14 protein-coding genes are annotated in these 14,100 nt (G+C 53.9%); 5 read left to right on the top strand and 9 right to left on the bottom strand.

Annotated elements, in window-relative coordinates:
- Nucleotides 1-13: 13 nt before the first annotated feature.
- The 7 genes from ftsL to leuO form a co-directional block, all read right to left on the bottom strand.
- Nucleotides 14-379 (bottom strand): cell division protein FtsL, encoded by a 366-nt coding sequence (ftsL, locus tag ACOTXI_RS10500; protein ID WP_008501989.1) that lies wholly within the window; start codon nt 377-379, stop codon nt 14-16.
- Nucleotides 376-1,317, bottom strand: coding sequence for a 16S rRNA (cytosine(1402)-N(4))-methyltransferase RsmH (gene rsmH / locus ACOTXI_RS10495; RefSeq protein WP_021240527.1), 942 nt, complete (start codon nt 1,315-1,317; stop codon nt 376-378). The genes ftsL and rsmH overlap by 4 nt, the downstream gene beginning before the upstream one ends.
- Before the next feature lie 2 nt (nt 1,318-1,319).
- Nucleotides 1,320-1,778: a division/cell wall cluster transcriptional repressor MraZ gene (gene mraZ / locus ACOTXI_RS10490; protein WP_058654212.1), complete on the bottom strand. Its 459-nt coding sequence runs from the start codon at nt 1,776-1,778 to the stop codon at nt 1,320-1,322.
- 600 nt (nt 1,779-2,378) lie between these two features.
- The gene (gene cra, locus ACOTXI_RS10485) at nt 2,379-3,386 is read right to left on the bottom strand and encodes a catabolite repressor/activator (RefSeq protein ID WP_008501993.1); all 1,008 of its coding nucleotides are present in this window, start codon (nt 3,384-3,386) and stop codon (nt 2,379-2,381) included.
- Nucleotides 3,387-3,565: 179 nt separating this feature from the next.
- Nucleotides 3,566-4,057, bottom strand: a complete 492-nt coding sequence (gene ilvN, locus ACOTXI_RS10480) for an acetolactate synthase small subunit (RefSeq protein WP_008501994.1) — start codon at nt 4,055-4,057, stop codon at nt 3,566-3,568.
- A gap of 1 nt (nt 4,058) precedes the next feature.
- On the bottom strand, nt 4,059-5,783 hold the full coding sequence (gene ilvI, locus ACOTXI_RS10475; RefSeq protein WP_008501995.1) for an acetolactate synthase 3 large subunit: 1,725 nt from the start codon (nt 5,781-5,783) through the stop codon (nt 4,059-4,061).
- Nucleotides 5,784-6,163: 380 nt separating this feature from the next.
- A complete protein-coding gene (gene leuO, locus ACOTXI_RS10470) occupies nt 6,164-7,108 on the bottom strand; it encodes a transcriptional regulator LeuO (protein ID WP_025912169.1) in 945 nt (314 codons plus the stop codon).
- A gap of 606 nt (nt 7,109-7,714) precedes the next feature.
- On the opposite strand from leuO, the gene leuL reads away from it, so the two are divergent.
- The 5 genes from leuL (at nt 7,715) to leuD (ending at nt 12,574) form a co-directional block, all read left to right on the top strand.
- Nucleotides 7,715-7,801 carry a leu operon leader peptide gene (leuL, locus tag ACOTXI_RS10465; protein WP_071530973.1) on the top strand — a complete coding sequence of 29 codons (87 nt, stop codon included), beginning with the start codon at nt 7,715-7,717 and terminating at the stop codon, nt 7,799-7,801.
- Nucleotides 7,802-7,892: 91 nt separating this feature from the next.
- Complete coding sequence (gene leuA / locus ACOTXI_RS10460; protein WP_021240530.1) at nt 7,893-9,464, top strand: 2-isopropylmalate synthase; 1,572 nt, start codon at nt 7,893-7,895, stop codon at nt 9,462-9,464.
- Nucleotides 9,464-10,555 carry a 3-isopropylmalate dehydrogenase gene (gene leuB / locus ACOTXI_RS10455; protein ID WP_021240531.1) on the top strand — a complete coding sequence of 364 codons (1,092 nt, stop codon included), beginning with the start codon at nt 9,464-9,466 and terminating at the stop codon, nt 10,553-10,555. The genes leuA and leuB overlap by 1 nt, the downstream gene beginning before the upstream one ends.
- 2 nt (nt 10,556-10,557) lie before the next feature.
- Nucleotides 10,558-11,958, top strand: a complete 1,401-nt coding sequence (gene leuC / locus ACOTXI_RS10450; protein ID WP_058654213.1) for a 3-isopropylmalate dehydratase large subunit — start codon at nt 10,558-10,560, stop codon at nt 11,956-11,958.
- A gap of 10 nt (nt 11,959-11,968) precedes the next feature.
- Nucleotides 11,969-12,574 carry a 3-isopropylmalate dehydratase small subunit gene (gene leuD, locus ACOTXI_RS10445; RefSeq protein ID WP_021240533.1) on the top strand — a complete coding sequence of 202 codons (606 nt, stop codon included), beginning with the start codon at nt 11,969-11,971 and terminating at the stop codon, nt 12,572-12,574.
- A 58-nt stretch (nt 12,575-12,632) separates the two neighbouring features.
- Here the strand turns inward: leuD and ACOTXI_RS10440 are convergent, their stop codons facing one another.
- Nucleotides 12,633-13,811 (bottom strand): sugar efflux transporter, encoded by a 1,179-nt coding sequence (locus tag ACOTXI_RS10440; protein WP_058654214.1) that lies wholly within the window; start codon nt 13,809-13,811, stop codon nt 12,633-12,635.
- Nucleotides 13,812-13,931: 120 nt separating this feature from the next.
- On the bottom strand, nt 13,932-14,084 hold the full coding sequence (sgrT, locus tag ACOTXI_RS10435) for a glucose uptake inhibitor SgrT (RefSeq protein ID WP_008502002.1): 153 nt from the start codon (nt 14,082-14,084) through the stop codon (nt 13,932-13,934).
- Nucleotides 14,085-14,100 lie beyond the last annotated feature (16 nt).

Below are 14,100 nucleotides of genomic sequence, written 5' to 3'. Positions count from 1 at the left end.
GTCGCGTTTTCCCTTATTTTTGTACTACGATATTTTCCTGTGAAGGATCAACATGCTGCAGCTGCAGCTTTTCCGTTGCGATCCGTTCAACCCGGCTGTGATCGCCGAGCGCGTTTTCTTCAAGGATCAGATTTCGCCATTCAATATCCAGCGCATCGCGTTCCAGTACCATCTGCTCGCGTTGCGCAGTCAATAAACGTGTGTGGTGGGCGGTGGTGACCACCGTCACAGCCGTGACAATGATGCAAATGAACAGACAGAGTGGCAGTTTCCCAAACCGCAAAAGATCGTCGCCGATCACGCCAGGCAAGGCATGGCGCTCGTTGCTTCCTAACGAATCCTTAACTTTGCTTAGGGTCTCTGTCACTCTGCCGATCATGCGTTCGTCCTCTCTGCAACACGCAGCACTGAACTACGGGCGCGTGGATTCTCTGCCACCTCTTCTTCGCCCGGCATCAACTTGCCTAATGCTCGCAACTGACGGCCACCCAGCTTCCTGAGTTGTTCTTCCGTCATCGGCAGCCCCGCGGGTACCTGTGGACCGCGGCTTTGTTCACGCATAAAGCGTTTCACAATACGGTCTTCCAGCGAATGGAAGCTGATGATGGATAACCGCCCACCCGGGGCCAGCACGTCGAGCGAGCTTTTTAGCGCCAGCTCTATTTCCTCCAGTTCACTGTTTACCCAGATGCGAACCGCCTGGAAGGTACGGGTCGCGGGATGTTTGTGCTTATCCTTCACCGGCGTTGCCGCCGCGATCACCTCGGCCAACTCTTTGGTGCGGGTCATCGGCTCAATGCGATTGCGCTCAACAATGGCGCGCGCAATACGTTTGCCAAAGCGCTCTTCGCCGAAGGTTTTGATGACCCATGCAATATCCGCTTCATCAGCGGTCTGTAACCACTCGGCGGCAGACTGGCCGCGAGTCGGGTCCATACGCATGTCCAGCGGACCATCGCGCATAAAGGAGAAACCGCGTTCAGCATCATCAAGTTGGGGTGAAGAGACGCCAAGATCGAGAAGAATCCCGTCGATCTTGCCCGTCAGGCCGCGCTCAGCCACATAGTCCGCGAGCGCAGAAAAAGGTCCATGCACGATGGAAAAGCGTGGGTCATTGATAGTCTGTGCAACGGCAATTGCCTGCGGATCGCGATCGATTGCCAGCAGACGCCCCTCCTCACCCAGTTGGGAGAGGATCAAACGCGAGTGACCACCGCGACCAAAAGTGCCATCAATGTAGATGCCATCCGGACGAATATTCAGGCCGTTAACAGCCTCGTCCAGTAACACCGTTTTATGTTTATAATTTTCCATCATATTTATAGAGACAAGTCCTGCAGCCGTTCCGATAATGTCGCGGAATCAGACTGCTCAGCGTCGATATCTTCCTTGACCTGTTGATACCAGGTCGTTTCATCCCACAGTTCAAATTTGTTGAACTGCCCGACCAGCATCACTTCTTTGGTCAGACCGGCATGTTGCCGTAACACAGGCGCGATCAGTAATCGCCCTGCGTTATCCATCTGACATTCACTGGCATGTCCCAATAACAACCGCTGCACGCGGCGTTCCTGCGGGTTCATGCTCGACAGTCGCGACAGCTTTTGCTCAATAATTTCCCATTCAGGCAGGGGGTAAAGCAGCAGGCAGAGGGAGTTAATGTCAATGGTGCAAACCATTTGACCCGCAGCGTTCTCAATCAGCTGGTCGCGGTATCGGGTTGGTACCGATAAACGCCCTTTACTGTCGAGATTGACTAACGTAGCTCCACGGAACATGCCAGTCTCACCCCTCCTCACCACTTTAACCCACAAATTCCCACCTAAAGGAGTTTACGGAGCGAGGGAAAAGCTTGTCAAGCCAGGACTCTCGGCATAAGGACTCGAAAGCCCTCTATTTACAGAGATAAACAGTCCTGGTTAATAACTGCACAACTGGCGAGGCAAAATTAACGTTATGAATATTTGTAAGAAAAAAACCGAATATGCACACTAGCGTTAAGGCTCACTCAATATCATCGCAGATAAATATAAAGTGTCAGTTTGCGACGCGGGCAGCATTTTATGACAGATTCTCAGGGGATGACAGCGCCAGATTCACTCAGGCGAGCGGTAAGCGCAGTGGTTATCGCGTAAGCTGTCAAAGGAAGAGGAAAAAACGTCTGAATATTCATCGACCGAAGAGGGTTTGTAACAAAATAATACAAAGAGTGCCGTTTAAAATCGCTGAGATGTTGTTTAAAGGGCAATTTAAAAGCCAAATTTAATAAAGAAAAATAGGCGATTATGATCTCCCAAGAATTATCCTAATTTCTCTCCGGGAATTATCTGCACGAATTATTGCAGCAAAAAGGGGCAGATTTCGCCGCCCCAATCATTTCATTTTTGGCGGCTTAAAATTCCGCGATGGTAGAGATTACGTTTGATACGCGTCAGGCCCGGCTTCGGTTTGCGGGGTTCATCCAGACTCGCCAGCACAATCTCCAGCACGCGTTCAGCCACATCGCGATGGCGCTGTGCAACCGCCAGCACCGGGCACTGAAGGAAGTCGAGCAGCTCATTATCCCCGAACGTGGCAATCGCCAGATCGGAAGGCAGTTTACCTTCACGACGTAAGGTCACATCCATGACACCCTGCAAGAGCGCAAACGAGGTAGTGAACAGCGCCTGAGGCATCGGATGCGTTTCCAGCCATTTTTCGAACAGCTGCGCGGCGGCTTCACGTTCGTAGCTGTTGGCATAGAGGTAGTGAACCTCGCGCGGATCGTCTTTCCAGGCCGTTCTGAATCCCTGCTCGCGCAGGAAGCTCACGGAAAGTTCAGGCAGCGCGCCCAAATACAGTACCGTTTCCGCCGGGAACGTCCGCAGCTCTGCGGCCAGCATTTCGGCATCGTCCTGATCGGCACCCACCACGCTGGTGAAATGCTCGCGATCGAGGGCACGGTCAAGCGCAACGATCGGGAACGGATCATTCGCCCAGCGCTGGTAGAAAGGATGCTCCGGCGGTAAGGAGGTCGAAACAATAATGGCATCCACCTGGCGCTGAAGCAGATGTTCAATGCAGCGCATCTCGTTATCAGGCTGATCTTCCGAGCAGGCAATCAGCAGTTGATAGCCGCGCTGACGCGCCTGACGTTCAAGATAGTTGGCGATACGGGTATAGCTGGTGTTTTCCAGGTCCGGGATTACCAGACCAATAGAGCGGGTGCGCCCGGCGCGCAGACCGGCTGCGACAGCATTCGGATGGTAGTTATGTTCACGAACCACCGCCATAACTTTTTCAACGGTCTTGTCGCTGACACGGTACTGCTTTGCTTTACCGTTAATCACATAGCTGGCCGTTGTTCGTGACACGCCGGCTAGCCGGGCGATTTCATCCAGTTTCACAATTGCCCCTTAAAAAAAGAAAAGAGTCCATGGCCCTGTCAAGGTTATGGTTAAATCTTTTAACATCTAAACGCAGAAAAGCCTTCGCGGCAACCGCTTTTATCTGCGTTGTCGGCTGATTACGCAAAAAAAAGCCCGGCTTTGGTGACCGGGCAGAAAGAGGCGAACCTTTTTGACAACTAACGCATGATTTTCTCGCCGCGTGACAGACCCACAACCCCCGATCTCGCCACCTCGACAATTTTTGCGACATCCCGTACGGACGCCAGGAACGCATCCAGCTTGTCGCTCGTCCCGACCAGCTGAACGGTATAAAGAGAAGGCGTGACGTCGATAATCTGTCCGCGGAAAATATCCGCATTGCGTTTGACTTCTTCACGCCCGTAGCCGCTGGCCTGAATTTTCACCAGCATGACCTCACGTTCAACGTAGGCCCCTTGCCCCAGCTCGCTCACGCGCAGCACGTCGACCAGCTTATGCAGCTGTTTCTCAATCTGTTCAAGCACCTTAGCGTCGCCGACGGTTTGGATCGTCATGCGCGACAGCGTTGGGTCTTCCGTCGGGGCGACGGTCAGGCTTTCAATGTTATAGCCGCGCTGCGCAAAAAGGCCAATGACGCGCGACAGTGCGCCAGACTCGTTTTCCAGTAAAACTGATAATATCCGGCGCATATCAGGTTCTCTCCGTTTTGCTTAACCACATTTCATCCATACCACCACCCCGAATATGCATCGGATAGACGTGCTCGGTTCCATCAACAATCACATCCATAAAGACGAGGCGGTTGTTTTTAACGTGCTCAAGCGCTTGTGCGAGCTTCGTTTCCAGCTCGGCCGGATCGGTTACCCGCATGCCAACATGGCCGTAAGCTTCAGCAAGACGAACAAAATCCGGCAGCGATTTCATGTATGACTGTGAGTGGCGGCCAGAATAAATCATATCCTGCCACTGCTTCACCATGCCAAGGTAGCCGTTATTCAGGTTCAGCACGAGAACCGGCAGTTCATACTGCAGCGCGGTAGACAGCTCCTGAATGTTCATCTGGATACTACCGTCTCCGGTCACGCAGACGACGGTTTCATCCGGCAGGGCCAGCTTCACGCCCAGCGCGGCAGGCAGACCAAAGCCCATGGTGCCTAAGCCACCCGAGTTGATCCAGTGTCGCGGTTTATCAAACGGATAATACAGGGCAGCAAACATCTGGTGCTGGCCCACGTCTGAGGTCACATACGCTTCACCTTTCGTCAGTCGCCACACCGCTTCGATGACCGCCTGCGGCTTAATGTTTTCGCTCTGTGTGTCATATTTCAGGCACTGACGCGCGCGCCACTGTTCAATCTGCTGCCACCAGTCGCGGATCTCATCCAGCGGCTGGGTCGCTTTCTCCTGGGCCAGCAGCTCCAGCATCTGTTCCAGAACCTGACGGGCATCACCGACGATCGGCACATCAGCCGACACCGTTTTAGATATTGACGTCGGATCGATATCAATATGCAGCACGGTGGCATTCGGGCAATATTTCGCCAGGTTGTTGGTGGTACGATCGTCAAAACGCACACCGACGGCAAAGATCACATCGGAGTGATGCATCGTCATGTTGGCTTCATAGGTACCGTGCATACCCAGCATACCCAGCGCCTGGCGGTGGGTGGCGGGAAACGCCCCCAGCCCCATCAGCGACGACGCAACAGGAAGGTTGAGTTTTTCAATCAGTTCACGAAGCTGGGCTTCACAGGCTGCATTGATCGCTCCGCCCCCGACATAGACGACCGGTTTTTTGGCTGCCAGAAGCGTTTGCAACGCCCGCTTGATCTGACCTTTATGCCCCTGCGTTGTCGGGTTGTAAGAACGCATGCTCACCGATTCCGGCCAGACGTAAGGCAGCTTGTTTGCCGGGTTCAGAATGTCTTTAGGCAGATCGACCACCACCGGTCCCGGGCGTCCGCTTGCCGCCAGCCAGAAGGCTTTTTTCAGTACGCCGGGAATATCTTCGGTTTGCTTAACCAGGAAGCTGTGCTTCACCACGGGACGCGAAATCCCGACCATGTCGCACTCCTGAAAAGCATCGTAGCCAATCAGCGAGGTGGCTACCTGCCCGGAGAGGATCACCAGCGGGATAGAGTCCATATACGCCGTCGCAATGCCGGTAATGGCGTTTGTCGCGCCGGGGCCGGACGTGACCAGTACCACGCCCACTTCACCCGTCGCACGCGCCAGACCGTCGGCCATGTGTACGGCCGCCTGCTCGTGACGTACCAGAACATGGTCAATGCCCCCTACCGTATGGAGGGCATCATAAATATCGAGGACCGCGCCGCCAGGGTAGCCGAACACTTGCTTTACGCCCTGATCGATCAGCGACCGCACGACCATTTCCGCACCAGACAACATCTCCATGCTTTGCCTCCAGGCATTTTGTTATAGACGGACTGCCGAATTCATTTCCGCACCGTCTTACGATTGGGATGAACCAATCTTATATTTTGCAGAGTGTTCTTTACCTTAACCGCTCGTTATGAGGCAGGCAATTAGCAAACCCGGGGAGATAAACGGTGCGTAAAGCAGAAAACGCAGCCGTTAACAGAAGATATGGTTAATTCCTCTGAGAATAGAGGACGGTGTGATAAATCATCGCTGAAAAGCAGGACAATGCAGGAAATCATCTATTTTTGCGTGCCGAAGAGCCGCCCGAAAAAAAGACTCACAGAACAAAATAGCAACTATCCAAAAAAACTCAGGATAAATCACATGATCCGATGCGATTTATCCCGATGCGTTTACCGGCGACAGATACCAACCAGCAACTCTTCCATCCACTGGTGTCCTTTATCCCGTCCGGCCGCTTCATGCCAGGAGAGATAACAGGTTCGGCTATTTAACTTGAGCGGCAGTGGCAAAATTTGCAGATTTAATGGGTCAGAAAACTCTTCTGCCAGCCAGCGCGGTGCAATCGCCACCAGCTGTGTCTGGGAGACCACGTTTAATACGCTGACCATGGCCATGCCCTGATAAGCAACGCACGCCTGTTTATCCGCAGTGTCATACCACGGCAGGCTAAAGGAAGCATATCTGTCGAGAGCAACAACGGCGTGCTGTTCGTTATAAACATCGTGTTCTCGCAGCGGAGAATTCAGACGTGGGTGTTTTTTACTGGCGACGAGAACCATTTCATCTTTAAAGAGCGGTACGCAGGAAAATTCCGGACGACGGAACTCTTCATACCCCAGAACGAATTCGATCTCCTGATAGCGTAACTGATGTTCCGTGTTTTGATTCAGGGATGATTTAAAAACCAGATTGATATTTGGTGCGATTTCTTCGACTTTATTATAAATAATCGACGTTAAATAATTATCTAATGGACTGCAGACACAAAGATGGAATACGCGCTCGCTGCTCAAGGGTTCAAAGCCCGATCCCGGCAGCTCATTTTGCACCAACTGCAACGCCTGGCGGATGGAACCGAACAGCTGGAAAGCGCGTGCCGTAGGCTGGATCCCCCTCCCGTAACGAACGAATAATTCGTCGTTAAACATGAGCTTGAGTCTGGCAACGGCATTACTCACAGCAGGTTGCGACATCCCCAACGCCTGGGCGGCGCGGGTGATATTCTGTTCCTGCATGACCGCATCAAACACCGTCAGAAGATTAAGATCCACCGTGCGTAACTGCGGTTTAATCCCATCAGTAGCTTGAGGTTGTTTAATATTATTTTCTGGCACTTCTGACTCCACTGTCACGCTAAACTCCCTTTGCCAACGTACGCTAATCATCTCGAAAAATATGATTTATCATGCAAATACGATCAGCGAAAGATAATTATTTAAAATTCAGAATATATAAAGACGCTATATAAACGAAAAGAAAATAGCGCAAATGATATGTTTGACTTTAGGATTGAAATGAAACCATAAACCAAACAAATACACAATGACCGCCAGGTTAATGATGACTTAAGTATTATTAAACTGTTATCGCCACCGCTCTGCAGTTAGTTAATAACATGTTATCTCTTTTCGTTTTTCATTGAAGCGCAATAGATTCACCATGATTATAACTTAATGATATTAAAACCCTTTACGTACAGAACATTCTCAGTAACGCGCGTCACTCATTTGAAACAATTATATTTATTTGTTTCTGCAACTGTTTTCTTCAGTCCAAAATTAGACAATTAGTCGGGTCGTAAAAGCCAAAACCAGCACAATTAGCTAAAGTAATTATCCTGCTGATTACGCCCGTCGGGCCCGTTTTTATCATCAGGGGTTGACATCAACTGGCGTATCCAGTACCACTAAAAGCATATTGAATTTAACGGAGCACGATTCATGATTCGCACCATTCGTTTCACCGGTCTACTACTACTAAACGCATCCACTGTGCGCGGTAGACTGGCGGGCGAAATTCAGCGTTGAATCGTCACCAGTAAGACTAAAAACCCGCGCCACTGCGCGGGTTTTTTTATGCTCGTAGCAAGGCGCCCTAAGACTGACAAGGACCTAACCCATGAGCCAGCAAGTCATTATTTTCGATACTACTTTACGTGACGGTGAACAGGCATTACAGGCAAGCCTGAGTGTAAAAGAGAAACTGCAGATCGCGCTGGCTCTCGAACGTATGGGTGTCGACGTTATGGAGGTGGGTTTCCCGGTCTCGTCTCCGGGTGATTTCGAATCCGTCCAGACTATCGCCCGCACCATTAAAAACAGCCGCGTGTGCGGTCTGGCACGCTGTGTTGAAAAAGATATCGACGTCGCGGCTGAGTCGCTGAAAGTGGCCGAAGCGTTCCGTATTCACACCTTTATTGCCACCTCACCTATGCACATCGCCACCAAGCTGCGCAGTACGCTGGATGAGGTGATTGAGCGCGCGGTATATATGGTGAAACGCGCACGCAACTACACCGATGACGTTGAATTCTCCTGTGAAGATGCGGGCCGCACGCCAATTGAAGATCTGGCCCGTGTGGTGGAAGCCGCCATCAATGCCGGTGCCAAAACTATCAACATCCCGGACACCGTCGGCTACACCATGCCGTTTGAGTTCGCCAATATCATCACCGGCCTGTATGACCGCGTACCGAACATTGATAAAGCGATTATCTCCGTCCACACCCACGATGATTTGGGTCTGGCCGTGGGCAATGCCATCGCAGCCGTCCACGCCGGCGCGCGTCAGGTAGAAGGCGCGATGAACGGTATCGGTGAACGCGCGGGCAACTGCTCGCTGGAAGAAGTGATCATGGCGATCAAAGTGCGCAAAGACATCATGGACGTGCACACCCGCATCAATCACAACGAGATCTGGCGCACCAGCCAGACCGTCAGCCAGATTTGCAACATGCCGATTCCGGCCAACAAAGCGATCGTCGGCACGGGCGCCTTCGCGCACTCCTCCGGTATTCACCAGGATGGCGTGCTGAAGAACCGTGAAAACTACGAAATTATGACCCCGGAATCCATTGGCCTGAATCAGGTCCAGTTGAACCTGACCTCGCGTTCCGGCCGTGCGGCGGTGAAGCACCGCATGGAAGAGATGGGTTATAAGGACAGTGATTACAACATGGATCAGCTGTACGACGCTTTCCTGAAGCTGGCCGATAAAAAAGGTCAGGTGTTCGACTACGACCTGGAAGCGCTGGCCTTTATTAACAAGCAGCAGGAAGAGCCAGAGCACTTCCGTCTGGATTACTTCAACGTGCAGTCTGGCTCCAGCGACATCGCCACTGCCTCTGTCAAGCTGGCCTGCGGTGATGAAATTAAGGCCGAAGCGGCGAACGGAAACGGCCCTGTGGATGCCATTTATCAGGCGATCAACCGCGTCACCGAGTACGACGTTGAGCTGGTGAAATATGACCTGACGGCCAAGGGCCACGGCAAAGATGCGCTGGGCCAGGTCGACATTGTTGTGACCCACAATGGCCGCCGTTTCCATGGCGTGGGCCTGGCGACCGATATCGTTGAATCCTCCGCGAAAGCGATGGTGCATGTGCTGAACAACATCTGGCGCGCCGCCGAAGTCGAAAAAGAGTTGCAACGCAAAGCTCAGAATAAAGAGAACAACAAGGAAACCGTGTAATGTCGAAGAATTACCATATTGCTGTGTTACCGGGCGACGGTATTGGCCCGGAAGTGATGGCACAGGCGCTGAAAGTACTGGAAGCCGTTCGCGCGCGTTTTGCGATGAAAATCACCACCAGCCACTACGATGTGGGCGGTATTGCGATTGATAACCACGGTACGCCACTGCCGAAAGCGACCGTGGAAGGCTGTGAAAATGCCGATGCCGTGCTGTTTGGTTCCGTCGGTGGCCCGAAGTGGGAACACCTGCCGCCTGCAGAGCAGCCAGAGCGCGGCGCGCTGCTGCCGCTGCGTAAACATTTCAAGCTGTTCAGCAACCTGCGTCCGGCGAAGCTGTATCAGGGCCTGGAAGAGTTCTGCCCGCTGCGCGCGGATATCGCCGCCAACGGCTTCGACATTCTGTGCGTGCGTGAACTGACCGGCGGGATCTATTTCGGTCAGCCAAAAGGGCGCGAAGGCAGCGGCCAGCATGAGAAGGCGTTCGACACTGAGGTCTATCACCGCTTCGAAATTGAACGTATCGCCCATATCGCCTTTGAGTCAGCGCGCAAGCGCCGCCATAAAGTGACCTCCATTGATAAAGCGAACGTGCTGCAGTCTTCCATCTTGTGGCGCGAGATCGTCAGCGAAGTCGCGAAGCAGTACCCGGACGTTGAGCTGTCGCACATGTACATCGACAACGCGACCATGCAGCTGATTAAAGATCCGTCCCAGTTTGACGTGCTGCTGTGCTCCAACCTGTTCGGCGACATTTTGTCAGACGAGTGCGCGATGATCACCGGCTCTATGGGCATGCTGCCATCCGCCAGCCTGAATGAAGAAGGTTTTGGCCTGTACGAGCCGGCAGGCGGTTCCGCGCCGGATATTGCGGGCAAAAATATCGCTAACCCGATTGCGCAGATCCTCTCTCTGGCCCTGCTGCTGCGCTACAGCCTGGATGCAGGCGATGCAGCAACCGCAATTGAAAATGCCATTAACCGGGCGTTAGAAGAAGGCGTTCGTACCGGTGATTTATCACGCGGCGCGGCGGCAGTCAGTACCGATGAAATGGGCGACATTATTGCCCGCTATGTCGCTGAAGGGGTGTAATCATGGCCAAAACGTTATACGAAAAATTGTTTGATGCGCACGTTGTCTACGAGGCACCAAACGAAACCCCACTGCTGTACATTGACCGTCATCTGGTACACGAAGTGACCTCTCCTCAGGCATTTGACGGCCTGCGCGCGCACAAGCGCCCGGTACGTCAGCCGGGTAAAACCTTCGCGACGATGGATCACAACGTTTCCACCCAGACCAAAGACATTAATGCCTCGGGTGAGATGGCGCGTATCCAGATGCAGGAGCTGATCAAGAACTGCAACGAATTTGGCGTTGAGCTGTACGATCTGAACCACCCCTATCAGGGCATCGTTCACGTGATGGGGCCAGAGCAGGGAATTACCCTGCCGGGCATGACCATCGTCTGCGGCGACTCCCATACCGCAACCCACGGCGCGTTTGGCGCCCTGGCGTTCGGGATTGGCACGTCTGAAGTTGAACACGTGCTGGCGACGCAGACCCTGAAGCAGGGCCGCGCCAAAACGATGAAGATTGAAGTGAAGGGCAAAGCGGCACCTGGCATTACCGCGAAAGACATCGTGCTGGCGATCATCGGTAAAACCGGCAGCGCAGGCGGTACCGGCCACGTCGTTGAATTCTGCGGCGACGCGATTCAGGCGCTGAGCATGGAGGGTCGCATGACCCTGTGCAATATGGCCATTGAGATGGGCGCCAAAGCCGGTCTGGTCGCGCCAGATGAAACGACCTTCAACTATGTGAAGGGCCGTCTGCACGCGCCGAAAGGCCAGGATTTTGACGACGCGGTAGCGTACTGGAAAATCCTGAAAACCGACGACGGGGCAACGTTTGATACCGTTGTCACGCTGCAGGCAGAAGAGATTGCCCCTCAGGTGACCTGGGGAACCAACCCGGGCCAGGTAATTTCCGTCAACGACGCCATTCCCGATCCGGCCTCCTTCGCCGATCCGGTCGAGCGCGCCAGTGCGGAAAAAGCGCTGGCCTATATGGGGCTGAAACCCGGCGTACCGTTGACCGACGTGACCATTGATAAGGTATTTATCGGCTCCTGCACCAACTCCCGTATCGAAGATTTGCGTGCGGCGGCAGAGATTGCCAAAGGCCGTAAAGTCGCACCGGGCGTGCAGGCGCTGGTGGTTCCAGGCTCCGGTCCGGTGAAAGCCCAGGCGGAAGCCGAAGGTCTGGATAAGATCTTTATCGAAGCAGGATTCGAGTGGCGCCTGCCTGGCTGCTCCATGTGCCTGGCCATGAATAACGATCGCCTGAATCCGGGTGAGCGCTGTGCCTCCACCAGCAACCGTAACTTTGAAGGCCGTCAGGGCCGCGGTGGGCGTACCCATCTGGTCAGCCCGGCAATGGCCGCCGCTGCGGCAGTCACCGGCCATTTCGCCGACATTCGCAGCCTGAAATAAGGAGACAATCATGGCAGAGAAATTTACCCAACATACGGGCCGTGTTGTCCCGCTGGACGCCGCTAACGTTGATACGGACGCGATCATTCCTAAGCAGTTTTTGCAGAAGGTGACCCGCACCGGCTTTGGCGCGCACCTGTTCAACGACTGGCGTTTCCTGGACGATAAAGGCGAGGTGCCTAATCCGGAATTCGTTCTGAACTTCCCGGAATACAAAGGCGCAACCATCCTGCTGGCGCGGGAAAACTTTGGCTGCGGCTCGTCGCGTGAACACGCCCCCTGGGCGTTGACAGACTACGGCTTTAAGGTGGTCATTGCCCCCAGCTTCGCGGATATCTTTTACGGCAACAGCTTCAACAACCAGCTGCTGCCGGTGACGCTGAGCGACGAACAGGTCGATGAATTGTTCGCGCTGGTTAAGGCAAATCCGGGCATGTCGTTTGAAGTGGATCTGGAAGCGGAAGTGGTGAAAGCCGGGGATAAAACCTACAGCTTCAGCATTGATGCGTTCCGCCGCCACTGCATGCTGAACGGTCTGGACAGCATTGGTTTGACGCTCCAGCACGAAGACGCCATCTCCGCGTACGAGAAAAAACAGCCTGCGTTTATGGGCTAAAGACAATGGCCCGCAAAAAGCGGGCCATTGATTTGTTTCGTGAAGCCGCCTTCCAGAATCAGACATCCTTAACCCGGCAAGTCAGCCCAAGCGTAACCACCGAAATCGCGGCAATCATCCAGTAAACTGAGCCATGCCCGTAACTTTGCGCCAGCGCCCCCTGAATCACCCCCGCCAGGATCACTCCGGTCGAAATGCTGTTGGTAAAAAGCGTGGTCGCAGAGCCTGCGCGTCCGGGCATAAGATCCTGGAACCAGAGCATGCCGATCCCGGCAACGATGCCAATAAACACAGCATTAAACAGCTGCAGCGCAAGCAGCGCTTCACGCGAATGGAAAAGGATCAGTCCCGCGTAAAACAGCACCCCGGCCGCCACGGCGACGATCATCATCCGACGCTTTCCAAAGCGCTTAACGTAGTAACCCGCCAGAATCATCGCCGGAATTTCCAGCCCGGCAGCGGTCCCCATTAAGATCCCCGCGAGCTTGTCCGGTAAGCCCAGATCGCTGCTGATCCACAGCGGCATGTCGATGATGTACATGGTGTTGCAGGTCCACATCAGCGTGGAGGCAATAAACAGCATGCGGACGTTTTTGTCCTGCCAGCCGCTCACCTGGGTGAGCGGTTTATCCGCTGTCTGTTCGACGCGCGCCACGGACGGCAGCGCAAAGGCTATCAGCGCCAGGCTGATGACAAAAATCCCGGCCGCGATGGAAAACATAGCGGTAAAGCCGTAGTTCAGCGCCAGCATGAAGGCCAGCGGCGGGCCAATGACCCACGCCAGCGAGAGCTGGGCACGCATCACCGAGCTGAACATCACCACTTCCCGCGCCGAGTTATCCGCGTATTCGCGGGCCAGCGCGAACAGCTGCGGCATGGCGGTGTTCGCAAGAGAGGCCAGCAGCACGCCGCAGGTAATGAGCGTCAGGTAATGGCGGTTAAAGGCAAAGAGCAGCGCGTTGCCCACGGCCATGGCGCAGCAAAAGAGGATCAGCTTGCGGCGATCGCCCTGGCTGTCCGATCGTTTCGCCAGCGCGAGGCTGACCAGGATCCCGGCAATCGCGTTGACGGTATAAAACAGCCCCACCCAGAACGGCTGTGCCCCCACCTCGCGGCTGAGAAACAGGCTCAGCGTCGGCGCCTGCAGCGCTCCCGCCACGCCCATCATAAAGGCCACCAGCATAAAAGCGGCATACACGCCGTTCAGGCGTCGCCCCATCGTCATCAACCACAGCATGCGCAAGTCCTTGTGAAAGCGAATCGAAATTGGGTGAAAGAATAAACGAAAAAAGCCAGCAAAAACATTTTGCTGGCGGGTGATTAGCACCAATACTCAGTCACACATGATCGAGGCGAGTCAGCGAGAAGAGGCCGGTTTCGTAACGTCCCACTGCATCAGTTCTTCTAACATTTTCAGCCGTTGCTCTGCACACGGGCGGGCCAGCCAGGACGATCCTTTTGTCGCTGAAAAGTACTGCTGATAAAACTGACGTGCGGTAGACCTCTTCATCATTTACCTCCTCGCT

Origin of the sequence: Enterobacter cloacae complex sp. BZL2005, assembly GCF_049238885.1 — a bacterium.
Taxonomy (GTDB): domain Bacteria; phylum Pseudomonadota; class Gammaproteobacteria; order Enterobacterales; family Enterobacteriaceae; genus Enterobacter; species Enterobacter roggenkampii.
The sequence above is the reverse complement of the archived record's forward strand: the minus strand, read 5'-3'. Positions and strand labels throughout refer to the sequence as shown.